The organism is Frischella sp. Ac48, assembly GCF_019641635.1.
Lineage (GTDB): Bacteria > Pseudomonadota > Gammaproteobacteria > Enterobacterales > Orbaceae > Frischella > Frischella japonica.
This window is the reverse complement of the sequence record NZ_JAETXP010000001.1, coordinates 218,087-243,685: the sequence shown is the minus strand read 5'-3', so window position 1 is coordinate 243,685 and position 25,599 is coordinate 218,087. Positions and strand designations below refer to the sequence as shown.

The 25,599-nt window shown below is 35.5% G+C and carries 21 protein-coding genes and 1 pseudogene; 11 read left to right on the top strand and 11 right to left on the bottom strand.

Going from position 1 to position 25,599, the window contains the following annotated elements; all coding sequences use genetic code 11:
• Positions 1–2 precede the first annotated feature (2 nt).
• From tatB to yjeH, 4 genes and pseudogenes are all read left to right on the top strand, one after another.
• A pseudogene (tatB, locus tag JMI89_RS11980) lies at positions 3–264 on the top strand (Sec-independent protein translocase protein TatB); the annotation flags it as partial.
• 177 nt (positions 265–441) lie between these two features.
• Positions 442–1,191, top strand: a complete 750-nt coding sequence (gene tatC / locus JMI89_RS01105; RefSeq protein ID WP_220679099.1) for a twin-arginine translocase subunit TatC — start codon at positions 442–444, stop codon at positions 1,189–1,191.
• A gap of 58 nt (positions 1,192–1,249) precedes the next feature.
• Positions 1,250–2,677 carry a bifunctional D-glycero-beta-D-manno-heptose-7-phosphate kinase/D-glycero-beta-D-manno-heptose 1-phosphate adenylyltransferase HldE gene (gene hldE / locus JMI89_RS01100; protein WP_220679098.1) on the top strand — a complete coding sequence of 476 codons (1,428 nt, stop codon included), beginning with the start codon at positions 1,250–1,252 and terminating at the stop codon, positions 2,675–2,677.
• A gap of 133 nt (positions 2,678–2,810) precedes the next feature.
• The gene (yjeH, locus tag JMI89_RS01095; protein ID WP_220679097.1) at positions 2,811–4,055 is read left to right on the top strand and encodes an L-methionine/branched-chain amino acid transporter; all 1,245 of its coding nucleotides are present in this window, start codon (positions 2,811–2,813) and stop codon (positions 4,053–4,055) included.
• 44 nt (positions 4,056–4,099) lie between these two features.
• Here the strand turns inward: yjeH and lipA are convergent, their stop codons facing one another.
• Both lipA and lipB read right to left on the bottom strand, forming a co-directional pair.
• Positions 4,100–5,062, bottom strand: a complete 963-nt coding sequence (lipA, locus tag JMI89_RS01090; protein ID WP_220679096.1) for a lipoyl synthase — start codon at positions 5,060–5,062, stop codon at positions 4,100–4,102.
• 61 nt (positions 5,063–5,123) lie between these two features.
• A complete protein-coding gene (lipB, locus tag JMI89_RS01085) occupies positions 5,124–5,735 on the bottom strand; it encodes a lipoyl(octanoyl) transferase LipB (protein WP_220679095.1) in 612 nt (203 codons plus the stop codon).
• Between the two features lie 470 nt (positions 5,736–6,205).
• Between lipB and aceE the strand changes: the two genes are divergently transcribed.
• The 4 genes from aceE to JMI89_RS01065 all read left to right on the top strand — a co-directional run bounded on the left by aceE (position 6,206) and on the right by JMI89_RS01065 (position 12,493).
• Positions 6,206–8,872, top strand: coding sequence for a pyruvate dehydrogenase (acetyl-transferring), homodimeric type (gene aceE / locus JMI89_RS01080; RefSeq protein ID WP_187755677.1), 2,667 nt, complete (start codon positions 6,206–6,208; stop codon positions 8,870–8,872).
• Positions 8,873–8,884: 12 nt separating this feature from the next.
• On the top strand, positions 8,885–10,471 hold the full coding sequence (gene aceF / locus JMI89_RS01075) for a pyruvate dehydrogenase complex dihydrolipoyllysine-residue acetyltransferase (RefSeq protein ID WP_370633690.1): 1,587 nt from the start codon (positions 8,885–8,887) through the stop codon (positions 10,469–10,471).
• Positions 10,472–10,484: 13 nt separating this feature from the next.
• Positions 10,485–11,909 carry a dihydrolipoyl dehydrogenase gene (gene lpdA / locus JMI89_RS01070; RefSeq protein ID WP_187755675.1) on the top strand — a complete coding sequence of 475 codons (1,425 nt, stop codon included), beginning with the start codon at positions 10,485–10,487 and terminating at the stop codon, positions 11,907–11,909.
• A 95-nt stretch (positions 11,910–12,004) separates the two neighbouring features.
• Positions 12,005–12,493: a PTS glucose transporter subunit IIA gene (locus tag JMI89_RS01065; RefSeq protein WP_187755674.1), complete on the top strand. Its 489-nt coding sequence runs from the start codon at positions 12,005–12,007 to the stop codon at positions 12,491–12,493.
• Positions 12,494–13,712: 1,219 nt separating this feature from the next.
• Here the strand turns inward: JMI89_RS01065 and hslU are convergent.
• Positions 13,713–15,044, bottom strand: a complete 1,332-nt coding sequence (gene hslU, locus JMI89_RS01060) for an HslU--HslV peptidase ATPase subunit (RefSeq protein WP_187755673.1) — start codon at positions 15,042–15,044, stop codon at positions 13,713–13,715.
• Between the two features lie 25 nt (positions 15,045–15,069).
• Positions 15,070–15,597 carry an ATP-dependent protease subunit HslV gene (gene hslV, locus JMI89_RS01055; protein ID WP_187755672.1) on the bottom strand — a complete coding sequence of 176 codons (528 nt, stop codon included), beginning with the start codon at positions 15,595–15,597 and terminating at the stop codon, positions 15,070–15,072.
• Between the two features lie 342 nt (positions 15,598–15,939).
• On the opposite strand from hslV, the gene JMI89_RS01050 reads away from it, so the two are divergent.
• Positions 15,940–16,320: a hypothetical protein gene (locus tag JMI89_RS01050; protein WP_187755671.1), complete on the top strand. Its 381-nt coding sequence runs from the start codon at positions 15,940–15,942 to the stop codon at positions 16,318–16,320.
• 14 nt (positions 16,321–16,334) lie between these two features.
• Positions 16,335–16,688 (top strand): hypothetical protein, encoded by a 354-nt coding sequence (locus tag JMI89_RS01045; protein WP_187755670.1) that lies wholly within the window; start codon positions 16,335–16,337, stop codon positions 16,686–16,688.
• 28 nt (positions 16,689–16,716) lie between these two features.
• Here the strand turns inward: JMI89_RS01045 and manA are convergent, their stop codons facing one another.
• The 5 genes from manA to JMI89_RS01020 form a co-directional block, all read right to left on the bottom strand.
• Entirely contained in the window at positions 16,717–17,907 is a 1,191-nt protein-coding gene (gene manA / locus JMI89_RS01040; RefSeq protein ID WP_187755669.1) for a mannose-6-phosphate isomerase, class I, read from the bottom strand.
• A 475-nt stretch (positions 17,908–18,382) separates the two neighbouring features.
• A complete protein-coding gene (locus JMI89_RS01035) occupies positions 18,383–18,748 on the bottom strand; it encodes a DUF956 family protein (RefSeq protein ID WP_187755668.1) in 366 nt (121 codons plus the stop codon).
• Positions 18,749–18,863: 115 nt separating this feature from the next.
• On the bottom strand, positions 18,864–19,775 hold the full coding sequence (locus JMI89_RS01030) for a PTS system mannose/fructose/sorbose family transporter subunit IID (RefSeq protein WP_187755667.1): 912 nt from the start codon (positions 19,773–19,775) through the stop codon (positions 18,864–18,866).
• Positions 19,776–19,792: 17 nt separating this feature from the next.
• On the bottom strand, positions 19,793–20,596 hold the full coding sequence (locus tag JMI89_RS01025; RefSeq protein ID WP_187755666.1) for a PTS mannose/fructose/sorbose transporter subunit IIC: 804 nt from the start codon (positions 20,594–20,596) through the stop codon (positions 19,793–19,795).
• Positions 20,597–20,619: 23 nt separating this feature from the next.
• Positions 20,620–21,603: a mannose/fructose/sorbose PTS transporter subunit IIA gene (locus JMI89_RS01020; RefSeq protein ID WP_187755665.1), complete on the bottom strand. Its 984-nt coding sequence runs from the start codon at positions 21,601–21,603 to the stop codon at positions 20,620–20,622.
• A 289-nt stretch (positions 21,604–21,892) separates the two neighbouring features.
• On the opposite strand from JMI89_RS01020, the gene JMI89_RS01015 reads away from it, so the two are divergent.
• Positions 21,893–22,717, top strand: coding sequence for a Cof-type HAD-IIB family hydrolase (locus tag JMI89_RS01015; protein ID WP_187755664.1), 825 nt, complete (start codon positions 21,893–21,895; stop codon positions 22,715–22,717).
• Between the two features lie 199 nt (positions 22,718–22,916).
• Here the strand turns inward: JMI89_RS01015 and rmuC are convergent, their stop codons facing one another.
• Positions 22,917–24,251, bottom strand: a complete 1,335-nt coding sequence (gene rmuC / locus JMI89_RS01010) for a DNA recombination protein RmuC (RefSeq protein ID WP_220679093.1) — start codon at positions 24,249–24,251, stop codon at positions 22,917–22,919.
• Between the two features lies 1 nt (position 24,252).
• Positions 24,253–25,239, bottom strand: a complete 987-nt coding sequence (epmA, locus tag JMI89_RS01005) for an elongation factor P--(R)-beta-lysine ligase (protein ID WP_187755662.1) — start codon at positions 25,237–25,239, stop codon at positions 24,253–24,255.
• Positions 25,240–25,599 lie beyond the last annotated feature (360 nt).

Here is a 25,599-nt window from a genome sequence, read left to right as displayed (position 1 = left end):
CTGTGTTTGATGTAAGTTTTGGCGAATTATTACTAGTATTGATCATTGGGCTTATTGTATTGGGTCCAGCACGCTTACCGACAGCGATTAAAACAGTCGTCGGTTGGATCAATACTCTGCGTCGATTATCGGCCAATGTACAATTAGAGTTAAATAAAGAACTTAAATTACAGGAACTTCAAGAAAGCTTAAAACAGGCCGAAGAAAGTGGACTTAACATGCTTACGCCCGAGATTCAAGCTTCAATTGATGAACTTAAGCGTATTACACAATCCTTACAGCAAGAACTTAATCAAACTGCACAACAAGTGATTAGTGAAGGGAATCAGTTGGAAAAATCTCCGACTGATAATCAACAAAGTGATTTACCACAAATTGACGAATCTCCTGAAGTAAATAACCAAATAGTTGAAAATCGCAGTGATGCAAGGAAACATCATCATGGCGAATAATTCTGAACAATCTTTAATGAGTCATCTACTCGAATTACGTGCCAGAATTTTACGTTGTATCATCTGCGTAGTGGTTGTTTTTTTAGCGTTACTCTATTTTTCAAATGATATTTATCGCATTGTTGCTAATCCTTTAGTAAGTCAGTTACCGAAAGGTAGTATAATGATCGCAACCGATATTGCAGCACCTTTTTTTACGCCTATAAAATTGACTGCTATTATCGCTTTGTTTGTATCGATTCCCTATATTTTGTATCAAGTTTGGGCATTTGTTGCTCCAGCGCTTTATCAACAGGAAAAGCGCTTAGTACTGCCGTTAGTAATTTCAAGTACGACCTTATTTTATTTAGGTATTGCATTCGCCTATTTTGTGGTGTTTCCTTTAGCTTTTTACTTTTTTATTAATAGTGCACCAGCAGATGTGGCTATCAATACCGATATTACAAAATATTTGGATTTTGTAATGACGTTATTCATGGTCTTTGGTATTTCGTTTGAGGTCCCGGTTGCCATTGTATTGTTATGTTGGGCAGGCGTAACATCTCCGCAAAACCTCAAAAAGAAACGACCGTATATCATTGTTGGTGTATTTGCGATTGCCATGTTTTTGACCCCACCAGATGTGTTTTCACAAACATTACTCGCGATTCCTATGTGCTTACTGTTTGAAATTGGTGTTTTTTTTGCACAATTTTACCATCCAAGACAAACCAATGATGAATCTCAATCACTTGAATAAATAATAGAATCTGATTTGAATTTAAAAAACAACTTTATTTTATGATTAGGATGTTGTAATGAAGAATTATTTACCGGATTTTAACACCGCAAATGTGTTAGTCGTTGGGGATATTATGTTGGATCGTTATTGGTACGGTGCAACATCGCGCATTTCGCCAGAGGCACCTGTACCAGTGGTTAAGATAGATTCACTTGAAGAACGGCCTGGCGGAGCTGCTAATGTAGCAATGAATGTTACCTCATTAGGCGGGCATGCTAAACTGATTGGTTTAACCGGTAAGGATGAACAAGCTAAAATTCTTACTGAGCAACTGCATCATCATCGGGTAAGCTGTGATTTTGTTTCATTATCCACCCATCCAACTATTACCAAATTAAGGGTTTTGTCACGCAATCAACAACTGATTCGTCTGGATTTTGAAGAGGGGTTTGCTGATGTTAATCCAAGCGAATTATTGCAACGAATCGAATATGCATTACCACAAGCAAAAGTCATGATACTATCTGATTATGCGAAAGGAGTATTATCCTCTGTTCAAGCGATGATCAAATTAGCGAATCAAGCACATGTTCCGGTATTAATTGATCCTAAAGGAACTGATTTTACGCGTTATCGTGGTGCAACATTACTTACACCAAATATGTCCGAATTTGAAGCAGTTGTTGGGACATGTCATAGCGAAGAAGATATCGTGAACAAAGGTCATCAATTGATTCGTGATTATGATATTCGCGCTTTATTGGTAACGCGAAGCGAAAAAGGAATGACGTTACTACAACTTGACCAACCAACTTATCATTTACCAACTCAAGCGAAAGAGGTTTATGATGTTACTGGTGCTGGAGATACAGTAATCGCTTCCATCGCTGCTGCATTAGCCGCAGGATGTTCATTGGAAGAGAGTTGTTTTCTAGCAAATGCGGCAGCCGGTGTCGTGGTGGGGAAATTAGGTACCTCTACGGTATCACAAGTTGAGTTGGAAGATGCCATTCGGGCGCGTAATGACAATGGTTTTGGCGTGATGAGTGAGGATGAACTCCAAATAGCTGTGAGCAAAGCTCGCCAACGAGGTGAAAAAATTGTCATGACTAATGGTTGTTTTGATATCCTGCATGCAGGACATGTATCTTATTTAGCTAATGCGCGAAAATTGGGGGATCGTTTAATTGTTGCCGTCAATAGTGATCAATCAGTAAAACAACTCAAGGGCCAATCACGTCCCATTAATCCATTAATGCAACGAATGATCGTATTAGGCGCACTTGATTCAGTTGATTGGGTAGTATCTTTTGAAGAACAAACACCGCAACGTTTAATTGCTAAAATTTTACCCGATGTGTTAGTTAAAGGTGGTGATTATCAACCAGAACAAATTGCTGGTGGTAAAGAGGTAATCGCAGCTGGTGGTGAAGTTAAAGTTTTGAATTTTGAAGATGGTTGTTCAACCACAAATATTATTAATAGCATCAGAAATCAATCATAATCTTATAATTTGCCATTTCCGAAAATTAATAATTAATTAGCTCAATTTAAAGAGTTTGGTTGAGATTTTCCTTAAATATTTTAACTAAAAATTTTTATTTGACAATAAATATAATAAGTTAGGAGTTGTAATAATGGAGCAGCTCAAAAAAGAGCTTAATTTTGTTCAAGGAGTCGGTTTACTAACGACGTCATTATTAGGGACCGGAATATTTGCTATACCTGCTATTACCGCAGAAATTGCCGGTAACAACGGATTATGGGCATGGCCACTGTTATTAATTATGATTTTCCCGATTGGATTAATATTTGCTGAATTAGGTAAATATTACCCAAGTGCAGGTGGTGTTGCGTATTTTGTTAATAGAGCTTTTAACCCAACGCTTGGTCGTGTTAGTGGTTGGTTTTTTCTTACCGTTATACCTTTTAATTTACCTGCTGCATTATATATAGCTTCCGGATTTTGGGTTTCATTATTTAATATTCCGCCTTTTGTCGAATTGCTTATTCAATTAATGACGTTATTCTTTATTTGGTTGATTGGATTATTTGGCGCTGGGGCCAGTGGCTGGATCCAAACATTGATCGCGATGTTAATTATAGGCTTAGTAATGACGATCGGTTTTTCGAGTTCACCATCGGTTTTAACCATTGAATGGCCGAATTTGTGGCAAATTGATGCAGTACCATTAATGAGTGCGTTAGGGGTTATGTTTTGGTGTTTTGTCGGTATAGAAGCATTTGTTCATTTAACCACAGAATTTAAAAGGCCAGAAAAAGATTTTCCACGCGCTTTAATTGTTGGTTTGGTTTTGGCAGGTTTTATCTATTGGGCCTGTACAGCAGCGGTATTAAGTTTATCTACTGGCAGTATTGTGGTTACTACAGCCTTACCAAATATCATTGAACAATTATTTGGTCAGCAAGCTTTATGGATTTTTTGTGCAATTGGTTATGCGGCATGTTTTGCGACAATTAATATTTATTATCAAAGTTATGCCCGATTAATTTGGGATCAAACCAAACAAGATTTCCCTAGTATTTGGCTGGCAAAATTATCAAAACGTTCGACCCCAGTTAATAGTTTATCATTTGTGATTTTACTTAGCGGTATTTTCCTAATCTTGATTCATTTTTTCACAATATCGTTAACCAGTTTATTAATATATGCAAATGGCGTTTTTGTATTTATCTATTTATTAGCGATGTTATCAGCAGTGAGACTGCTAAAAGGAAAATTACGAATTATTGCTGCAATTTGTACTATGATTTGTGTTGGATTATTATGGGTAATAGGTTATAAAAGTTTGTATGCTATTGGAATTTTTATCTTTTTATGGTTAGTTGCTAAATGTCTAACTTTAAAAAAATATCATTAAAATGGCATATCATCTAAGTAGGGAGTTAACCCCACTTAGTTATTTTACTTAACTTCTTTACCTTGGGCTTGGAGATCGGCGTGATAGGAAGAACGCACAAAAGGTCCACACGCTGCATGGGTAAAGCCTAAATCAAATGCAATACGTTTAAGTTCTTCAAACTCTTTGGGTGAGACATAACGTTCAACAGGTAAATGGAATTTACTTGGTTGAAGATATTGACCTAGCGTAAGCATGGTTACACCATGGGCCCGCAAATCTTTAAGTACTTGAATTAATTCTTCATTGGTTTCACCCAGTCCAACCATTAACCCAGATTTGGTTGGTACATTAGGATGCAACTGTTTAAATTTCGCTAAAAGTGCCAATGAGCCTTCATAATTCGCACCGGGACGAATTTTTTTATACAATCGTGGAATATTTTCTAAATTATGATTAAAAACATCAGGTGGATTTTTTTTAAGTATTTCGACAGCGTCATCAATACAACCACGAAAATCAGGTGTGAGTGTTTCTATTTTGATATGCGGACTTAACGCGCGGATCTCACGCGTACAGTCAGCAAAATGACTGGCACCACCATCTTTAAGATCATCTCGGTCAACAGAAGTAATAACGACATATCTAAGTTTCATTTCATGAATCGTTTTTGCCAGTTTGACGGGTTCTTGTTCATCAGGTGGCAATGGTCGACCATGTGCCACATCACAAAAGGGGCAACGGCGCGTGCAGATATCACCTAAAATCATAAAAGTTGCGGTTCCATGATTGAAGCATTCAGCAAGATTTGGGCAAGATGCTTCTTCACAGACGGAATGTAAACCATGTTTTCGCATCGTATTTTTAATATGTGCAATATTTTCAGAATGGGCGGGAAGTTTAATCTTCATCCATGCTGGTTTTTTCAATAATTCAGAATCTTCAACCGTGATTGACGGAATTAACCGTGTTTTATCGGCATCACGGTATTTCGAACTTTTGACAGTTATGGGGGTTAAATTAGCCATAGTTTATTTAATATCTATTTGGGGTTAAAAGTGCGTAATATCTTTCTAGTTTCAGTTAAACTCATGAATATAATTGCTGAATAAAATAATTTGTTAATTTATGACGAATCTCATCGCGATCGAGCTCGACTAAATAAGCTTTGACTTGTGTCATTTTTAAACCCGCATAACCACAAGGGTTAATATGATTAAATGGTGTTAAATCCATATCAACATTCAAAGCTAGACCATGTAATGTGAAACCATGTTGAATATGTAAACCCAAAGAACAAATTTTTTCATTGTTAACATACACACCTGGTGCATCTGATTTAGCATAGGCATCAATGTCGTAATCTTTTAGAGTAAGTATCACGCTATCTTCTAATGCATTTACGGTATCACGAATCCCGACTTTTAATCGTTTGAGATCCAGCAAAATATACATTATTTGTTGACCTGGGGCATGATAAGTAATTTGTCCTCCACGGTCTGTCTGGATAACCGGAATGTCAGTTTGCTTTATAAGATGTTCCGCTTTACCTACTTTGCCTTGAGTAAATACAGCAGGGTGTTCAACTAACCAGATTTCATCTGGTGTATCACTATTACGCTGTTGAGTAAAATGATGCATTTGCTCATACATGGGTAAATAAGGCTGTAAACCAAAATTTTTAACAACGGGATTATCCATTAATTAGATACCTATTTTGCTACCGATATTTAAATATATAGAAAAATCTTATAAATAGGGTAAAACAAAAACATATTGTTTTTTAACAACTTACCAAGTTTTAAACGCTTAATCAAGCGTTCAACGATCTTTCTATTTGATCGATTAGAGTAACTAAGATTCTGTCGAATATAACAAAAATAGATAGAAGTTGACAATATATGCAAAAAAAGGATATAAGATAAATAATGCTGATTTAATATTTAAATTCTTAAAAACTACAATAATATCATAGTAGTAAAAGTTATAAACGGACATACATTGAAATAGTTGATTAATTTGATAGGAATTAACATCCCTTTCGAATACCACCATCCCTTTACCTTTCTTAAGGTAAATGGCAGACTTATATCAAAAGTTATGTTTAAGACTAACGTAATGCGGGTTAAGTTTTTAATCTGCAATTTTTATAACAAAAAAGAGGTTTAAATATGTCAGACATGCAAATGAATGATATCGATCCCCTAGAAACGCAGGATTGGCTGAAAAGTATTGAATCAGTAATTCGCGAAGAAGGAACCGAACGTGCTCAATATATTATTGAACAAATTGTAAATCAAGCACGTGAAGGAGGCGTACCATTACTGTTTGGATCTTCGACTAGTAATTATATCAATACGATTCCTGTTGAAGAACAGCCTGAATATCCAGGTGATTGGGAACTTGAAAGACGTATTCGTTCTATCGTTCGTTGGAATGCGATAATGATGGTTTTACGTGCATCTAAGAAAGATTTAGACTTAGGTGGACATATGGCATCTTTTCAATCTGCTGCAACATTTTATGAAGTTGGTTTTAATCATTTTTTCCGTGCTCGTAATGAAAAAGATGGTGGTGATTTAGTTTATTTCCAAGGCCATATTTCTCCCGGTATCTATTCGCGTGCATTTATTGAAGGTCGTTTGACAGAAGAGCAACTGGATAATTTCCGTCAAGAGGTTCATGGTAAGGGTTTACCATCTTATCCTCATCCAAAATTAATGCCTGATTTTTGGCAATTTCCAACCGTATCAATGGGCTTAGGTCCAATTAGTGCGATTTATCAAGCTCGATTCTTAAAATATCTTAACCATCGTGGTTTGAAAGATACCACTGAGCAAACTGTTTATGCTTTTTTAGGTGATGGTGAAATGGATGAGCCTGAATCAAAAGGCGCAATCACTGTAGCAATGCGTGAAAAACTTGATAATCTTGTTTTTGTGATTAACTGTAATTTACAGCGTTTAGATGGACCAGTCACCGGTAATGGTAAAATTGTTAATGAACTCGAAGGAGTATTTGCTGGCGCGGGTTGGCAAGTCATTAAAGTACTGTGGGGTGATCGTTGGGATAAGTTGTTACAAAAAGATAAGTCAGGTAAATTAATTCGTCTGATGAATGAAACCTTAGATGGTGATTATCAAACATTTAAATCGAAAGATGGAGCCTATGTTCGAGAACATTTCTTTGGCAAATACCCAGAAACGGCAGAATTAGTTAAGGATATGTCTGATACAGAAATCTTCCGGTTAAATCGTGGTGGTCAAGATCCGGCAAAAATGTTTGCTGCATTTAAAAGAGCTAAAGAAACTAAAGGTCGTCCAACGGTTATCCTTGCTCACACAATCAAAGGTTATGGTATGGGAGATGCCGCAGAAGGGAAAAATATTGCCCATCAAGTAAAGAAAATGAATATGGACGGTGTACGTCATGTACGAGATTTCTTCAATATTCCCGTTAGTGATGATGCCATTGAAAAATTACCTTATATCAAATTTGAAGAACATACTCCAGAATACAAATATATTCATGAACGCCGCCAAGCATTGCAAGGTTATGTGCCAACTCGATTGAAAAAGTTTACTGGTCAAGTTTCAATTCCGGCCTTGTCTGAATTTAGTTCATTACTTGAGGCTCAAAGCAAAGAAATTTCAACGACGATAGCGTTTGTGCGAGCCCTTAATATCATGCTAAAAGATAAAGACTTAGCTCCACGCTTAGTGCCAATTTTAGCTGATGAAGCACGTACGTTTGGTATGGAAGGGCTATTCCGGCAAATCGGTATTTATAATCCGCATGGTCAACAATATATCCCACAAGATAGAGAGCAAGTGGCTTACTATCGTGAAGATGAAAAAGGTCAAATTCTGCAAGAGGGGATTAATGAAATGGGCGCGGGTGCTTCTTGGCTTGCCGCAGCGACTTCATACAGTACCAATGATTGCCCAATGATTCCATTTTATATTTACTACTCAATGTTTGGTTTCCAACGTATTGGCGATTTAATGTGGGCAGCCGGTGATCAGCAAGCGCGAGGATTCTTGATTGGCGGTACCTCGGGTCGCACAACTTTAAATGGCGAAGGTTTACAACATGAAGATGGGCATAGCCATATTCAATCTTTAGTGATACCAAATTGTATTTCTTACGATCCATCATATGCTTATGAAGTTGCTGTAATTATGCAAGATGGCTTACGTCGTATGTATGGCGATCAAGAAAATGTTTATTATTACATTACAACATTGAATGAAAACTATGAACAACCTGGGATGCCAGAGGGGGCTGAAGAAGGTATTCGTAAAGGTATCTATAAACTTGATACCATTGCGGCACAAGCGGGTAAACCGAGTGTACAGTTATTAGGTTCCGGTGCGATTTTACGGCATGTTCGTGAAGCCGCAGCAATATTAGCTAATGATTATGGTATTGGTAGCGATGTTTATAGTGTCACTTCCTTTACTGAACTTGCGCGTGAAGGGCAGGATTGTGAACGTTGGAATATGCTACATCCGACACAACCAGCAAAAGTTCCTTATATTACGCAAGTGATGAATGAAAACCCAGCAGTAGTTTCAACCGATTATATGAAACTATTTGCAGAACAAGTACGGGCCTATGTACCAGCTGAAATATATAAAGTTTTAGGTACTGACGGTTTTGGTCGTAGTGATAGTCGCGAAAATTTACGTCATCACTTCGAAATCGACGCTAAATATGTAGTTGTTGCAGCCCTAAGTGAACTGGCAAAACGCGGTGATATCGAAGCTTCTGTGGTTGAGGAAGCCATTAAAAAATTCGATATTGATGCTGAAAAAGCTAATCCACGTATTGCATAAGAGGTCATGATAATGAGTATTGAAATTAAATTACCTGACATTGGTGGCGATGAAGTCGAAGTAACAGAAATTCTGGTAAATGTTGGTGATAAAGTTGAAGTTGATCAATCGATTATGACGGTTGAAGGCGATAAGGCCTCTATGGAAATTCCTGCGCCACAAGCAGGGATTGTTAAATCTATCTTGGTAAAAGTCGGCGATAAAGTAAAAACTGGTGTGGACATCATGGAGTTTGATGCCGAGGGTACAGCTGCTCCAGCACCAACGCAAGATGCACCTAAAGCGCAGATTACACCAGAGCCTGCTACCGTTAGTGAAACTGTTGATGTGAATGTTCCTGATATTGGTGGCGATGAAGTTGAAGTCACCGAAATCTTAGTTAAAGTGGGGGATACCATTGCAGTTGATGATTCTTTAATTACCGTGGAAGGTGATAAAGCGTCAATGGAAGTGCCAGCCTCCATTGCTGGAACAGTAAAAAATATTACAGTTAAAGTTGGCGATAAAGTGAAAACAGGTTCCAAAATTATGGAATTTGTAACTGCTACAGCTGCATCTGTACCGCCAACACCTACGCCAAACGTCGAAAAATCAAAACCATTACCAACATCTGCACCAACGCCAGCATCGGTTGCAAAATCAGCACCTGTTGCATCAAGTAATGAGTTTATTGAAAATGAAGCCTATGCTCACGCTACACCATCGGTACGCCGCTTAGCACGTGAATTTGGCGTGAATTTGGCTAAAGTGACAGCAACAGGTCCGAAAAACCGTATTTTACGTGAAGATATTCAAGTTTATGTAAAAAATGCGGTTAAACAAGTTGAAAGTGGTGCAGCCGGTGGTGGAGCTTTACCTGGTTTACTGCCATGGCCGAAAATTGATTTTGCTAAATTTGGTGAAGTAGAAGCATTACCGTTAACGAAGATACAAAAAGTTTCAGGTGCTAATTTACACCGCAATTGGGTAATGATCCCACATGTGACTGAGTTTGATGAAGCGGATATTTCTGATTTAGAGGCTTTCCGTAAACAACAAAATATGGAAGCTGAAAAACGTAAACAAGATCTAAAAATTACGCCATTAGTCTTTATTATGAAAGCAGTGGCTAATGCTTTAGCTGCGTATCCGCGTTTTAATAGTTCATTGTCTGAAGATGCGCAAACATTAATTTTAAAGAAATACATCAATATTGGTGTGGCTGTCGATACACCAAACGGCTTAGTTGTGCCTGTATTTAAAGATATTGACAAAAAAGGTATTATTGAATTATCCCGTGAATTAGCTGAAATCTCGAAAAAAGCGCGCGATGGTAAATTAACGGGTGCTGATATGCAAGGTGGTTGCTTCACGATTTCTAGTTTAGGTGGCATTGGCACTACCTCGTTCACACCGATTGTAAATGCACCTGAAGTGGGTATTTTAGGAGTATCACGTTCCGCAATGAAACCAATTTGGAATGGTAAAGAATTTACTCCACGCTTAATGCTTCCTTTATCATTATCCTTTGATCACCGGGTGATTGATGGTGCTGATGGGGCAAGGTTCTTAAGCCATATCGTTAAAGTATTATCCGATTTACGTCGTTTAGTGATGTAAGAGGGAGATTTCAATGAGCAAAGAAATTAAAACGCAAGTTTTAGTATTAGGTGCAGGGCCTGCCGGTTATTCAGCGGCTTTTAGAGCTGCTGATTTAGGTATGGAAGTGACACTTGTTGAACGTTATTCAACTTTAGGTGGTGTCTGTTTAAACGTGGGTTGTATTCCTTCTAAGGCACTGTTACATGTTGCAAAAGTGATAGACGAAGCAAAATCATTAACCGCTCATGGTATTGTGTTTGATGCACCAAAATTAGATTTAAATAAAGTGCGTAGTTGGAAAGAGAAAGTGATCAGTCAACTGACTGGTGGTTTAGCCGGCATGGCCAAAATGCGTAAAGTGAATGTAATACATGGTGAAGCTAAATTCACAGGTAGTCACACTATGGCGGTACAAACGGCTGAAGGTGAAACCATAATTACATTTGATAATGCGATCATCGCAGCTGGTTCCCGACCAATTCAATTGCCATTTATTCCTCATGAAGATCCTAGAATTTGGGATTCTACAGACGCATTAGCCTTAACGACAATTCCAAAACGTTTATTATTAATGGGTGGAGGGATTATCGGTCTGGAAATGGGTACTGTTTATCATACCTTAGGATCGGAAGTGCATGTGGTGGAAATGCTTGATCAAGTCATCCCGGCAGCTGATAAAGATGTTATTAAGATCTTTACCAAACAGATCGAAAAGAAATTTACATTAATGCTTGAAACCAAAGTTACACAGGTTGAAGCGAAAGATGATGCTATTTACGTCTCAATGGAGAAAAAAGATGGCACAATTGAAACCCATGCTTACGACGCTGTATTAGTAGCAATTGGTCGAACACCAAATGGTAAGCTAATCGATGCTGAAAAAGCGGGTGTCAATATTACGGATCGTGGATTTATTGAAGTTGATAAACAAATGCGTACCAATGTTCCACATATTTATGCCATTGGTGATATTGTTGGTCAACCTATGCTTGCGCATAAAGGTGTCCATGAAGGGCATGTAGCAGCTGAAGTAATAGCCGGCAAAAAACATTATTTTGATCCCAAAACGATCCCATCTATTGCTTATACTGAACCAGAAGTTGCTTGGGTTGGCTTAACTGAAAAAGAGGCTCAAGCAAAAGGTATTGATTATGAAGTGGCAATTTTTCCATGGGCGGCGTCAGGTAGGGCAATCGCTTCTGATTGCTCAGAGGGGATGACTAAACTGATTTTTGACAAAGCATCCAATCGTTTATTAGGTGGTGCTGTTGTTGGGGCAAATGGTGGCGAATTGCTAGGCGAAATTGGTTTAGCGGTTGAAATGGGTTGTGATGCGGAAGATATGGCTTTAACGATTCATGCTCATCCAACGTTATATGAATCGATTGGTTTAGCAGCAGAAGTTTTCGAAGGTTCCATTACAGATCTGCCTAATTTGAAAGCAAAAAAGAACTAGTCGCTCACAATCAACTTAATATATTTAAAAACCGACTTTCACGTCGGTTTTTTTAATAGTATGATATAGCGTTTTTAATATATTGGAGAATTAGGATGTTTGGTTTATTTAAAAAGAAGAAAAAGCAAGTTGAGCTATTTTCTGTGTGTGAAGGAACATTTAAAACAATCGATCAAGTTAATGATCCCGTTTTTGCAGATAAAATTATGGGTGATGGTTATGCGATAACCCCTGTAGATGGTAAAGTTCAAGTTAATTCGCCAATTAAAGGTAAAGTAATGAGTATTTTTCCTACTAAACATGCAATTACATTTGTCACTGATGAAGGAATTGAAGGTTTAATTCATATGGGAATTGATACTGTCGCTTTAAAGGGTGAAGGTTTTAACGTTTATATTGAAGAAGGTCAATCTGTCGATCAAAATACTTTGTTGGCAGATATGGATATTGATTTTGTTACTGCACAAGGTAAAGATCGTGACATTATTATTGTGTTTACCAATTTGGAAGAAGGTCAAAAAATAGCTATTAACCAATCTGGAGCAGTAACAAAAGGGCAATCTGTTGGTAATATAGAAATATAATTTGAAAATTTATATATTAGTAATAAAAGGCTATTATTAGCCTTTTTTATTGCCTGAAAGTTATTGATGCTTATTTAATATTAAAATTATCCATTATTTTGTATATATAGAATGCTAGCAATTAATTATTAAATTCTTAAAACTAAATAATACTAATATGTGGATGATGATTTTTTGATAGTATTAGATGTATCTTTAATATCGATAAATGACTAGGTTTAAAATGACAATTTTTGTTCATCTTTACAATTTTTTTGTTATTTTTTTAACAAAAAATTACAAAAATTGACATCAATTATTATGGAAAATATTCAAATAGATTATCTACTTAGATAATTTAAATAGAATAAAACGATCGATCTCATCTTTATCGATCGTAAATATCTATTGGATATGTCATAGAGGATCAAATATAGTGAGATCATCATGAAGTTACCAGTCTTATGCGTATATTATGAATTGTTGTAAAATATTAATTCCTTACTGAAACTCATGATAATCGACCCGGCTTAGCTGGGTCTTTATAAAGGATAAAAATAGAAGAGAATAATTCTTTCGGATCTTTATCGTTCAATGATTTGTATTATTTCACTAATATTAAGAGTGATGTTTAAACTCGCTAATTTATTGTTCTAAAACCTCTTCCGTAATATAAACCCATGATAATTGACCCAGTAACTGGGTCCTTTTTAACTTAACAACAATTTAAAGACCAAAAAAATCATTGTCAGTATCTATTTATCAAAAATATCATCGTTATTATCAGTAACTATACACAGGATTTGATCATATTAAAAGGATCTTCTTTATTTACTAGTTAAGTTTCTGTGGAATATGTTATCAATAAAGTAAACGAAACTGATTTAATTTAGTAAAGATAGCAATATTTATGAAATTAGCATTTGTCATTTATAAATCAGATTGATGACCAAAAAAATTTGTTAAAAGTAATAACAGGATAGCTAGTCATTAGATGATTGGCTTACTTGAATTAGGTATCTTACTATTAATCAATTTCCCATTTTTGCAGATGATTATTTTACTTTATTAGTGCGATCTGGATCTAAGATTTTACTGATCGAACTGGGTGCAGATGAGATCGCTAAGAATAGCAATATGATATTCATTTATATAGTTATAATAAGATCTATTTTATCTAAGAATAATCAAAAATAAATGACCCAGCTTGGCTGGGTCTGATTGTGTTTTGAGAAAGTAATCAGAGGATAAATTTACTAAGATCTTCATCAGCGACCAATTTATCGAGATGTTCACTAACATAATTAGCATCAATCGTGATTGTTTTACCTTCTAATTCACTGGCATCAAAGGAAACTTCCTCCATTAGTCGTTCTAAAACCGTATGTAAACGACGTGCGCCAATATTTTCATTTTGTTCATTTACCTGCCAAGCTGATTCGGCGATCTTGCGAATGCCATCTTGAGTAAATTCAATATTCACGCCTTCTGTTGCCATTAAAGCTTTATATTGTACCGTCAATGACGCATTAGGTTCGGTTAAAATACGTTCAAAATCTTCACTGGTTAATGCTTGTAATTCTACCCGAATTGGTAATCGACCTTGTAATTCCGGAATTAAATCAGAAGGATTTGCGGTTTGGAATGCGCCAGAAGCAATAAATAAAATATGGTCAGTTTTGACTGAACCATGTTTAGTTGAAACGGTACATCCTTCAACTAATGGTAATAAATCACGTTGCACTCCTTCACGAGAGACATCTGGACCTGATGAATTACCACGTTTACATACTTTATCAATTTCATCAATAAATACGATTCCATTTTGTTCAACTGCTTCAATTGCTTCGTGTTTAAGATCTTCAAGATTTACTAATTTAGCCGCTTCATCTTCAATTAATTGCTTGAAAGCGTCTTTAATTTTCATTTTACGAGGTTTGGATTTTTGTCCACCTAAATTTTGAAACATAGACTGAAGTTGATTGGTCATCTCTTCCATACCTGGAGGTGCCATAATTTCAACACCAATATTCATACCCGAAACTTCAATTTCAATTTCTTTATCGTCTAAAGTCCCCTCACGCAATTTTTTGCGGAATGCTTGTCTTGCGGTAGATTCGGTGGAGCTACTATCTGTTTGGCCCCAGCCATCTTTAGCCGGTGGTACTAATACATCGAGAATACGTTCTTCTGCTAGTTCTTCAGCGCGATTACGATTTTTTTCCATGGCTTGACTACGGATCATTTTTACTGCTGAATCGGTTAGATCACGGATGATAGAATCAACTTCTTTACCTACGTAACCAACTTCAGTAAATTTGGTTGCTTCAACTTTAATAAATGGCGCATTCGCCAATTTGGCTAAGCGACGTGCAATCTCGGTTTTACCTACACCAGTAGGACCAATCATTAAAATATTTTTGGGTGTTACTTCGTGACGTAATGCTTCATCAAGTTGCATGCGTCGCCATCGGTTACGTAGTGCGATAGCAACCGCACGTTTAGCTTTATCCTGACCAATAATATGTTGATTTAATTCGCTAACTATTTCACGTGGAGTCATTTCAGACATAATATATTCTCTTTAAATCGGTTAATTAATAATTCAATTCTTCAATTGTTTGGAAGCTATTGGTATAAACACAAATGTCACCAGCGATAGATAACGATTTTTGTACGATATCTTTTGCTGAAAGATCTGAGCAGTCCAATAAGGCTCTAGCGGCAGCTTGTGCATATGGGCCACCAGAACCAATCGCAATTAAATCATCTTCTGGCTGGATTACATCACCTGTTCCGGTAATAATTAATGATGCAGTTTCGTCTGCAACCGCAAGTAGCGCTTCTAATTTGCGTAACATGCGATCTGTGCGCCAATCTTTAGCTAGTTCAACCGCAGCTTTGGTTAAATGACCTTGATGCATTTCAAGTTTTCGTTCAAATAATTCAAATAAAGTAAAGGCATCGGCTGTTCCTCCAGCAAAACCAGCAATAACTTTATTATTATAAAGGCGACGTACTTTTTTAGCATTGCCTTTCATGATAATTCGTTCACCTAAAGTGACTTGCCCATCACCACCAATGACAACTTGTCCGTTACGACGAACACTAACGATTGTAGTCATATATTACTCCTTTAAATTTTGGTCCTAACCCTAGGATCAACTTAGTATAGATTTAGCTTATATTGGGTTAAAGAATTTATTTTCAACCACTAGAATGTATAGAAAACGTAAAAACAAATAACTTAACCTTTTCACTTCGATATAATAGGTATTTATTCGTTAGCGATCTAATAGCGCATTTATTGTAAAATAGATAATAGATTATAATCGTTATTATAGATTGTTAATCGAGTCGTGATTAGCAGTAACGAGAGACGAATGATTTTATTTCTATATTGATATAAATATTTATTTAGGGTAATTCAATCATGAATAATCTTTTTTTATTAAGAGTAATTAACAATGTGTAATAATGAATCAAAAAGATTGAGTCAAAAAAAGGGGCTAGTACTCTGTTATTTTTGCTGCAAACAATCCATTGTTTTTGCAATGTTGTGGCTGAGTATGGTGTTATTGTACGGGGTAATCTGTGCCCATACTAATCAATTAGGTCAAGATGAATTTTATCGGTTTATCTTTTTTATGCGCCATCCTGTGGTAATGGGATTAAATTGTCTTGCATTACTCATTGCCCTTGTCTTCTCGATAACTTGGTGCTCTTCAATAAGTCAACGATTTTTTTGTCAACGTTCTCTATCTAAATCAATAAATATCATATTATTAGCATTAATATCGGTTATTTCGGTACTTTTGTATTTGGTCATCGTGGGACATTTTAGATAAGGTTAGAAAAACTAATGAATATAAATAAATCAAATACTTTTACGGAAAATTCTTCGATTTATCTTGGATTATCAAAGTTGGCAGGCTTATGGTTTGCTTTGTTTGCTCCAGTTGTTTTTGTTATTATTGGCTATCTTATTCCTTTTGGCGATGTACAAACATTAAGCAATATTTTAAAGCTGACCGACACCTACATTGGGAAAGGTTTTTTATTTTTAACCATTACTTTACCAAGTGGCTATGCTTTTGATCGGATTTTAAAAATTTTAAATTATTTTAATATTTACCCTAAAAGATCTAAATTATCCATTTACGGATTGGCGATAATTTGGGCAATGCATGCTTTTTATGTGATATTTCTACGTTAACAAGAAAGATCAAATCTGGATGTTAGATTTAATGATTAAAGGCGCGTGCAAAAACACCACTTCCTTGATAAGTAAACCTTTTGGCACAACAAGCAATAAATACAGATTCACCGACCTTCAATTTACATCTATCGGACTCAGTATTAATTTCTATTTCACCTTCAACACATAAGATAATTTGTGCACTGCTAATGGATTGCACTAATCGTTGTTGTTGGCTATGGATGATTTCAAAGGCAAAGTCATCAATGGATACTGGAAATAGCGTCTTATTCTCTTGCTGACGCGGTTGTGTCAATAACTGTGTACTTGGAATACTCGTGAAAGAAGTGTTATTAAATAGCTCCTCAATATCGATATGTTTATTAGTTAACCCCGCACGTAATACATTGTCAGAATTGGCCATGATCTCTAATCCAGTACCACGTAAATAAGCATGTGGTGTTTGAGCATTAAGAAACATAGCTTGTCCTGGTAATAATTCAATGATATTTAATATTAATGGCGCAAATACACCACAATCTGAAGGATATTTTTGGGAAATCGGTGGAATATAATTAAATGGTGGTTCCGGTAACGATTTAATACTGGTTAATAACGCTGAAATAGCTTGTTGTTTTATTGCGCCTTCTAAAGTTAACAAACTGTGAAAAAATCGTTTTAATCCGAGTTCGCTAGGATTAGCAGCCAAAGTTAAAATATGTTGTTCAATGATAGGAATGGATAATTGATTAAATAATGCCAAAATTTCTGCAATAGGGCGAAAACCATTCATGGCTAAAAAAGGGGTAATTGCATAGATTAATTCTGGTTTATGATTCGGATCTTTGTAATTACGATTGGGTGAATTCATTGGAATGCCTAATTGATTTTCTTTGGCAAATCCTGCTTTAGCTTTATAAAGTTCAGGATGAACTTGAATAGATAATGGTTCTTTGGCAGACAGGATTTTGAATAGAAAAGGCAGCGATTTAAATTGTTGATAAGTCTTTGCTCCAAGTATTTTATTTGGATAGCGATTAATGAGCTGATCAAGTGGTTCTTCAACCCCTTGTGCATTTATTGCTGTTGATACTCCACCAGGATGAATCCCCATCCACATTTCAGCCATCGGTTTATGCTCGGGATTATCAATATGAAAATACTTTGGAATACCATCTAAACTGCCCCAGTCAAAATTTTTAAAAGTATTTTTTAATTTCCAAAGCGTTGTTTTCATAAAAAAACTCCAGCTAAATAGTCAATAATGTTATGGATAACCCCTATTTGCCTTAATTGGATTGATATAATCAATAAAAAAATGCTCGCAAATATAAAGGTTATTCTTAGTGATGTACCGTGCTATTTAATCTGATAATGCTTATTATTTAATTATTGTTATTTGATAAATAGCCTATAATTTAATCGTAAAGTGCCATCTTCGAGAATGATTTTTCACATGCTCTCTTATTTTAAAAAATTTGATATATTTATTGCTTAGCAGTTTCTTTTATGGTTATCTTACAATTACTTAAAGTATAGTTAGTAGTCAATAGCAATTGTTTAATAAAACAGATAAATTAAACTTTCATTTTCATGATTTTTATGGCATTACATGTCATTATTTCTCGTTAACAGAAATATAGACCGTTTTATTTTATCGTTCTTATTTAAATAAAAAAACGATTATCTTTAATAATCAGCTTAATTAGCGATTATTTTTGTTTAAATAAGGCTCTCTTCAAAATGGTAAAAAAACTTAATGATCTGACCATGCGTTGGCTATCAATGTAATTACGAATTGCCCTTAAGACTTTTTTGGGTTCTTTTGAAGCAAAGATGAAATTGCCATTCTTTTTAGTTTGGATCGCATAACGTGGGATCCATTTCCCTTTGAATAAAACAATTGCTGTGACATAGTCGACTTCCTCCCATGGAATTTGTATATATTTACGGTTATCTCGTCGATGATAAAATTCAAAGGCTTTATCGCCAATCATAATATCGCCATATTCAGTTAAACCTAAAAATGAAGTGCCAGGCATAACAAGATCAACTTTACTATTTAATGACTGAACCATGCTTATAATTTCCAAGCGAACATATCAATGTTACAAATGTTAATATTTGACTCTTACTTATTTGAGAACATTACTTACCAAGTTGAATGCGGAGGGTTTCGCTCCGCATTTTGGATTATAATAGTCCAATAACGTGACCAAGAATACCAATAATAAATAGCCCTAAGATGATAATGATTGGTGAGACTTTCTTACGCAGCAACCACATACATAAGAAGGTCAAAAGTAAAGGCATTAAACCTGGAATCAATTGATCTAAATTATTTTGTAGCGTAGTTACCTTTTCCTGTGTAAGTGCTAAACCACTTTGCGCTTGGATTAATGCCTGTTTTATCCCTTCTGTTCCTGAAGGAATATGGGCCCAATCGACAACGGCTTTCTCATCTAAATCAATTTTAGAAACTATCGATTTGAAATTAATCGATACCCATCGTTCTACTAAAGCGGCGAGGACAAACATCCCTAAAATTGAAGCACCTTTAGTTATTTTTTGTAACAACCCACCTGATAAATTATCAGTAATTTTTGCACCTGTGCGATAGCCAAATTCTTGGGTATACCACATAAAACCCATACGAATCAGATTCCATAAAATAAAGAATAAAATTGGTCCAATAATTTTACCATCCATTGCTAATGCAGCACCAAGTGCGCCAAGCATAGGACGAACTGTAAACCAAAATACCGGATCACCGACACCGGCTAATGGTCCCATCATACCGACTTTAACCCCTTGAATTGTCACGTCATCAACAGTTGCACCATTTGCACGTTCTTCTTCTAATGCTAATGTCACGCCTAATATAGGAGAGGCGAGATAAGGGTGAGTATTGAAAAACTCCAAGTGGCGTTTTAATGCGGCTGCACGATCTTCTGTGGTGGTATATAGTCTTTTTATCGCAGGTATCATTGAAAAAACCCAGCCACCATTTTGCATACGTTCATAATTCCAAGAACCTTGTAAAAATGTAGAACGCCATGCGACAGCTAAACGATCTTTTTTTGTCAACTGAATTTTATGTTCCATCTTAATTTCCTCGGCACTTAGTAATCATTTAAAATATCATCGAGCGGATCGCCAGTATTATTACTACCATTTGCGAAACCGCTACGCTCAGACAGATTTAGATAGAGTAATGCTAATGCAATACCTAAAGCACCAAGCGCAATTAAAGTCAGTTGTGAAATTGCTGCGACGACAAAACCAATGACAAAAAATGGCCATACTTCTTTATTTGCCATCATATTTATTACCATTGCATAGCCAACAGCAACAACCATTCCACCACCAATAGCCATACCCTCTGTTAACCATTTAGGCATCCAATTTAAAATCGTTTGTACTGTACTGGCTGGAATGAAAAGCAATGCTGCAGCTGGAATAGCGATGCGTAAACCTTGCATAAAAATCGCTACAATTTGTAGAAATTCGATTCTGCGAATATCGCCTTTTCGCGCCGCATTATCCATCATATGTACAATCGGGACGGCTAAGGTACGTACAACCATTGTTAAGAATAAACCAGCAACAGCCAATGGAATTGCTACCGCAATTGCGGTAGAAACACCATATCGTCCTTGACCACCTAGCACTAATATAATAGCAGAGGCGACCGATGCTAAGGCTGCATCTGGTGCAACAGCAGCACCAATATTCGCCCAACCAAGCGCAATCATCTGTAAATGACCCCCAAGTAGTACTCCCGCTTCAATATTACCAGTCACTAGACCAATTAGTGAGCAAGCAACTAATGGTTGATGAAATTGAAATTGATCTAATATACCTTCCATACCAGCAAGAAATGCTATGATTATTACTAATACAATAGCAAAAATAGATAATGTCATAATAAAACCTCTTAAGCTTAGTATTACTTATTTTGTTCGGATAATTCTTCTTTCGCTTTTTTCAATAACTCATCCAAATTACTGGTTGAATCATTGGGGACTTTGCGAACATCAAATTTAATATTCAATTGTTTGAGTTTATCAAATGTAGCTACATCCTCAGTACTCATTGAAAGCACTTTATTAACCATTACCTTTCCAACCGAGTGTGCCATTGAGCCAACATTGATGGTATGAATATCAACACCACCTTCTATAGTACGCAATACATCTTGTGGGTTTTCAAATAGTAGTAATGCTTTTGTATTACCAAAACGAGGATCTTTTGATATTTCAATCATTTTTTTGATTGGAATAACGTTCGCTTTTACACCTGGAGGTGCCGCTTCTTCAATCAGTTTTTTGCGTAAATTATCTTTTGCAACGGAATCTGAAACGATAATAATTCGATTTGGGTTAGTTGATTGTGTCCATGATGTTGCTACTTGACCGTGTAATAACCGAGAGTCAATTCTGGCAAGGACAATTTTGATTCTACCATCACCAATAACGGTTCCTTCAGGCAATGAGTTTGCATATTGTTTAACAGATTGAACGGTATCACTCTTAGCAATTTTTGAAGTTGTTTTTATGCCTTCTTTGCCAGGCGTAACAATTGCAGCGGCTATTTCTTGAGCACTTACCATTGAAAATCGTGAAGAATATGCTTCGATTAACATTGGCAAATTCAGCCCAGAAACAATAATCCAGTTATCTTGATGGGATGCACATAAGCTATTAGCTTGATTAAACGGCGTACCACCCCACAAATCAACAAGAAATAAAATCTGATCTTTATTGTCAAATGTTGCTATCGCTTCTTCCATTTTTTGTTTTAAATTTTCTGGACTATCGCTAGGATGTAGTGCAACAGCTTTAACGTTCTCTTGCTCTCCAAAGATCATCGTACCTGATTGTAGAATACCTAGGGCAAAATCACCATGACTTGCCAGGATAATACCTACCATTTTTATCTCCTTTTCGATAAAACGTTAACCATAAATAGAATTTATTAATCAATAAACTTGGTTTCGATATATTACATGGTATTGATATAATACTCGGTTCTGATATGTTTTTATGTGGTGTTGATCAGATTTTGATAAAAAAACTGATCATGATATAAAAAAAATAACTGTGAAAAGTGTTAAACTGTGTTGGTAAAATTTATTCCAGTTAGTTAAATTTTTTATTAAGTAAAAAAGTCTAACAAATGTTAAAGCAAAAAATATTCAATCATAATAAGGAAGCTCTGCCATGAAATATAAATTAATTGCTTGTGATATGGACGAAACATTATTAAACGATGATAAAGAAGTTTCGCAACAAAATTATGATGCCATCACTCAAGCGCGGGAATTAGGTATAAAATTTGTATTAGCGAGTGGTAGAGGTTTTATGAATATTCAAGAAACCGCTAAGAGGCTTAATATTCATAATCAATCTAATGAATATATTATTTCTTTCAATGGTGGTGTTATTACCGAAAACAAAGATAATAAAATTTTATTGCAACAAGGAATTACATTTGAACAGGTTAACGAACTGTTTAAAATCGGTTTAGGTTACGATGTTGGTTTTCACATTTATACCTTAGATACCGTTTATATCTATCGGATTAGCGATGAAGAACGTGATTACATGACTGGACGACTTGATAATTGCATAAACTTGACTGAACCCAATCTCGACTTTTTAGCTAACCAAGTTATTATGAAAATTCTTTTCCAAAATGATGACCGTCATTATTTGGAAAAGATTGCACAAGCTATACCAAAAGATGTTTTATCAACTTTTACAATTAGTTATTCTGGTAATCGCTATATTGAATTTAATCAACAAGGAGTAAGTAAAGGTGATGCGCTGATTAAATTGGCAGAACAATTAAATATTAAACGAGAAGAGATAATTGCCATTGGTGATAATAATAATGATATTTCCATGTTAAAAGCAGCCGGATTAAGTATTGCTGTTGCTAATGCAACCAATGATGCCAAAATCGCCGCTAAGGTTGTTAGCCATTACAATAATAATCAATCAGCTGTCGCACAAATTATCGATCAATATGTGTTAGCGAAGTAGGTTAAATCATTTAGCCAATATTAAACAGCCATTTCTTAACATCCGGTAGTGACTAATATTGATAGCCTGATTTTTGAAGCTATGATTAATTTGGCGTTAATGGGCTAATCAAATTAACTTTTTCCATTGCATTGATTCTACCGGTAAAACAGAAGTCATCCAAAAGATGACTCACTTGCTGGTATCTATAATTAAATCCTTAACATTCCATTAAGGATTTTTCTCTAATTTCATTTTTAATAGGTTTTTTGACTTCTATACCCATTTCACGAAATTGCTCAATTTGTCCAATAATATTGCCACGACCGCTAGTTAATTTATTCATTGAATTGATATAAGTTTGTTGTGCTTTAGTCAAGCTATTGCCAAGAATTTCCATATCTTCGACGAAACCCCGTACTTTATCATACAATTTGCTAGCTTTATCGGCGATGAGTTCGGCATGACGATTTTGATATTCATATCGCCACAAATTATTAATAGTGCGTAAAGCAACCAGCAAAGTGGTTGGACTGACAATCATAATATTGTGTTTTAATGCATCATTAATTAAATTAGGATCACAATCAATGGCGCTTAAAAAAGCCGGTTCAATAGGAATAAACATTAAAATATAATCCAGTGAGTTTACGCCACATAATTTATGATAATCTTTCTGGCTCAATTGTTTAATATGATTGCGAATTGCAATTAAGTGTTCAGCCATTGCCTGGCTTTTTTCTTGATCATCATCACTATTAAAATAACGTTCGTAAGCAACTAATGCGACTTTTGCATCGATAATAACATCATTTCCTTGAGGTAGATGTACTACTACATCTGGTTGTAAGCGTTGTTTGTCTTCATTATTTAAACTGACTTGTAGCTCGAATTCATAATTTTCTCGTAATCCTGAATTTTCTAAAATACGATTCAATACTACTTCCCCCCAGTTGCCTTGCGTTTTGTTATTACCTTTCAATGCATTGGTTAAATTGATCGCTTCTTTAGACATTTGTTCATTAAGTTTTTGTAAATTACGAATTTCAAACGCAAGGGTATGACGCTCTTTTGCCTCAACGTTGAAGCTATCTTGCACTTGTTTTTTAAAACCTTCTAATTGTTCCTTAAGTGGTGTTAATAGATAGTCTAAAGTCTGACGGTTTTGTTGTTCAAGTTTTTTGCCACTACTATCAAAAATGCGATTAGCGAGATTTTCAAACTGTTCATTTAAACGCTGTTCGCTTTCAATTAAGATTTTTTGCTTTTCATAGGCTAAAATGTTGGTCTGTTCAAGTCGAATTCGTAACTCAGTATTCTCATTACTTTGTTGAAGATATTGATGTCTTATTTGATTTAATTCTTCTTGTAAAACAGACACTTCCTTAAGAAGAGTCTGATTTTCATCGCGTTTTTGGCAAAATTGGAATTCAAAAATTTGTTGTAGATTACGATTAGCCAAACGTAACTTAATGTTCCAAATTATTGATGCTAGTAGTGTAATAATCAATAACGTAGCTAGAACGATTTCGGTCATCGTGAGGGAGGTTAACATTTCAAGCATTCTCCAGATTGAAACTCATAACTTGACTAATTGTTGATTGCTCTAATGCCAACATAATTAGACGATCTAATCCTATTGCAACGCCTGAGCATTCAGGTAAACTTGCTTCCATCGCAGCTAATAAATATTCGTCAATAGGCTGTGCGGGTAAACCTTTAGCTAATCTTTCTTGATTATCATGTTCGAAGCGTGCTTTTTGTTCTTTAGCATTGGTTAATTCTTTAAAACCATTCGCTAATTCAACACCTTTATAGTAGAATTCAAAACGTCTTGCGGTTCGTTGATCTTCACTATTGAGTTCTGCCAATGCAGCTTGCGAAGCAGGGAAATGATAAACCACAGTTGGTTTTTCTTGTCCAATTCGAGGTTCGATACCGAAAGTAAATAAAAATTGTAATAACGTATCACGATCGGTATTATCAGTGTTAAAACCAAGTGCTAGTTTTTCAACCGCAGTAATTAATGTTTCTTTATTCGCCTCAAGCGGATCAACTCCCAAGTATTTTATAAACGCATTTTGATAACTAATATATTCAGCAGGTGCTGTATCTAAGACTAGTTGTAAAAGATCATCAACTTCATTAATCATTTGCATCATATCGAATTGAATACGATACCACTCTAGCATAGTAAATTCGGGATTATGATAACGACTAATTTCCTCATTATTTCGAAAACATTTACAAATTTGGTAAATAGGACCACTACCCGCAGCTATCAAGCGTTTCATATGATATTCGGGGCTGGTAATTAAAAATAGCTTTTCCCCTTGCGCTAAATCAATAATACCGGGTTTAGTAAATATAGTTTGAAAAGAGCTGAGTTGTACATCAGTAACCGCAGCTTGACTTAAAATAGGGGTTTCCACTTCAAGAATACAGCGATCAGCAAAAAAAGTACGAATTTGCCGGACAACTTTAGCGCGCTTTAACAATAAATCAATGGATGCTGTTGGTTGCCAACTCTCGGGGTTTATCATAAATAAATCAACTCTTCTTATAAATAAGGTTATTGTAATGCATTATAGGTTAAAGGGAATAACGAATGCATTTAATCATAAACTTAAATTATAAACTTAACAAACATCAATATGTTAGTTTTTTATGCTTGAGGATGACGAGCTTTATTTAGTTTTATCATTTTAATAGAACAATTTTAACGAATTGGCACAATGACAGCCGGATATATTCATGGAGTTAATGACCTAAAGGTAAAATCTTACAACTATTTATATGCCTAATAATTTAACACTTGATAGTTATTAGTTATAAAAACATAAACAGAGTCACAAAATTTGCGATAGATCTCTCTAAAACGCCGTTACTAACTTTATTTACGA

What these genes read in the sequence shown, in the direction of transcription:
- JMI89_RS01025 (WP_187755666.1), bottom strand. Translation starts at nt 20,596, where the DNA reads ATGACATTATCTATTTTTGCTATTGTATTAGTAATAATCATAGCATTT.
- JMI89_RS01020 (WP_187755665.1), bottom strand. Translation starts at nt 21,603, where the DNA reads ATGGTAGGTATTATCCTGGCAAGTCATGGTGATTTTGCCCTAGGTATT.
- JMI89_RS01050 (WP_187755671.1), top strand. Translation starts at nt 15,940, where the DNA reads ATGTGTAATAATGAATCAAAAAGATTGAGTCAAAAAAAGGGGCTAGTA.
- yjeH (WP_220679097.1), top strand. Translation starts at nt 2,811, where the DNA reads ATGGAGCAGCTCAAAAAAGAGCTTAATTTTGTTCAAGGAGTCGGTTTA.
- lipB (WP_220679095.1), bottom strand. Translation starts at nt 5,735, where the DNA reads ATGGATAATCCCGTTGTTAAAAATTTTGGTTTACAGCCTTATTTACCC.
- lipA (WP_220679096.1), bottom strand. Translation starts at nt 5,062, where the DNA reads ATGGCTAATTTAACCCCCATAACTGTCAAAAGTTCGAAATACCGTGAT.
- tatC (WP_220679099.1), top strand. Translation starts at nt 442, where the DNA reads ATGGCGAATAATTCTGAACAATCTTTAATGAGTCATCTACTCGAATTA.
- JMI89_RS01045 (WP_187755670.1), top strand. Translation starts at nt 16,335, where the DNA reads ATGAATATAAATAAATCAAATACTTTTACGGAAAATTCTTCGATTTAT.
- hslU (WP_187755673.1), bottom strand. Translation starts at nt 15,044, where the DNA reads ATGTCTGAAATGACTCCACGTGAAATAGTTAGCGAATTAAATCAACAT.
- JMI89_RS01030 (WP_187755667.1), bottom strand. Translation starts at nt 19,775, where the DNA reads ATGGAACATAAAATTCAGTTGACAAAAAAAGATCGTTTAGCTGTCGCA.
- JMI89_RS01065 (WP_187755674.1), top strand. Translation starts at nt 12,005, where the DNA reads ATGTTTGGTTTATTTAAAAAGAAGAAAAAGCAAGTTGAGCTATTTTCT.
- manA (WP_187755669.1), bottom strand. Translation starts at nt 17,907, where the DNA reads ATGAAAACAACGCTTTGGAAATTAAAAAATACTTTTAAAAATTTTGAC.
- JMI89_RS01015 (WP_187755664.1), top strand. Translation starts at nt 21,893, where the DNA reads ATGAAATATAAATTAATTGCTTGTGATATGGACGAAACATTATTAAAC.
- aceF (WP_370633690.1), top strand. Translation starts at nt 8,885, where the DNA reads ATGAGTATTGAAATTAAATTACCTGACATTGGTGGCGATGAAGTCGAA.
- epmA (WP_187755662.1), bottom strand. Translation starts at nt 25,239, where the DNA reads ATGATAAACCCCGAGAGTTGGCAACCAACAGCATCCATTGATTTATTG.
- rmuC (WP_220679093.1), bottom strand. Translation starts at nt 24,251, where the DNA reads ATGTTAACCTCCCTCACGATGACCGAAATCGTTCTAGCTACGTTATTG.
- hldE (WP_220679098.1), top strand. Translation starts at nt 1,250, where the DNA reads ATGAAGAATTATTTACCGGATTTTAACACCGCAAATGTGTTAGTCGTT.
- hslV (WP_187755672.1), bottom strand. Translation starts at nt 15,597, where the DNA reads ATGACTACAATCGTTAGTGTTCGTCGTAACGGACAAGTTGTCATTGGT.
- lpdA (WP_187755675.1), top strand. Translation starts at nt 10,485, where the DNA reads ATGAGCAAAGAAATTAAAACGCAAGTTTTAGTATTAGGTGCAGGGCCT.
- aceE (WP_187755677.1), top strand. Translation starts at nt 6,206, where the DNA reads ATGTCAGACATGCAAATGAATGATATCGATCCCCTAGAAACGCAGGAT.
- JMI89_RS01035 (WP_187755668.1), bottom strand. Translation starts at nt 18,748, where the DNA reads ATGGTTCAGTCATTAAATAGTAAAGTTGATCTTGTTATGCCTGGCACT.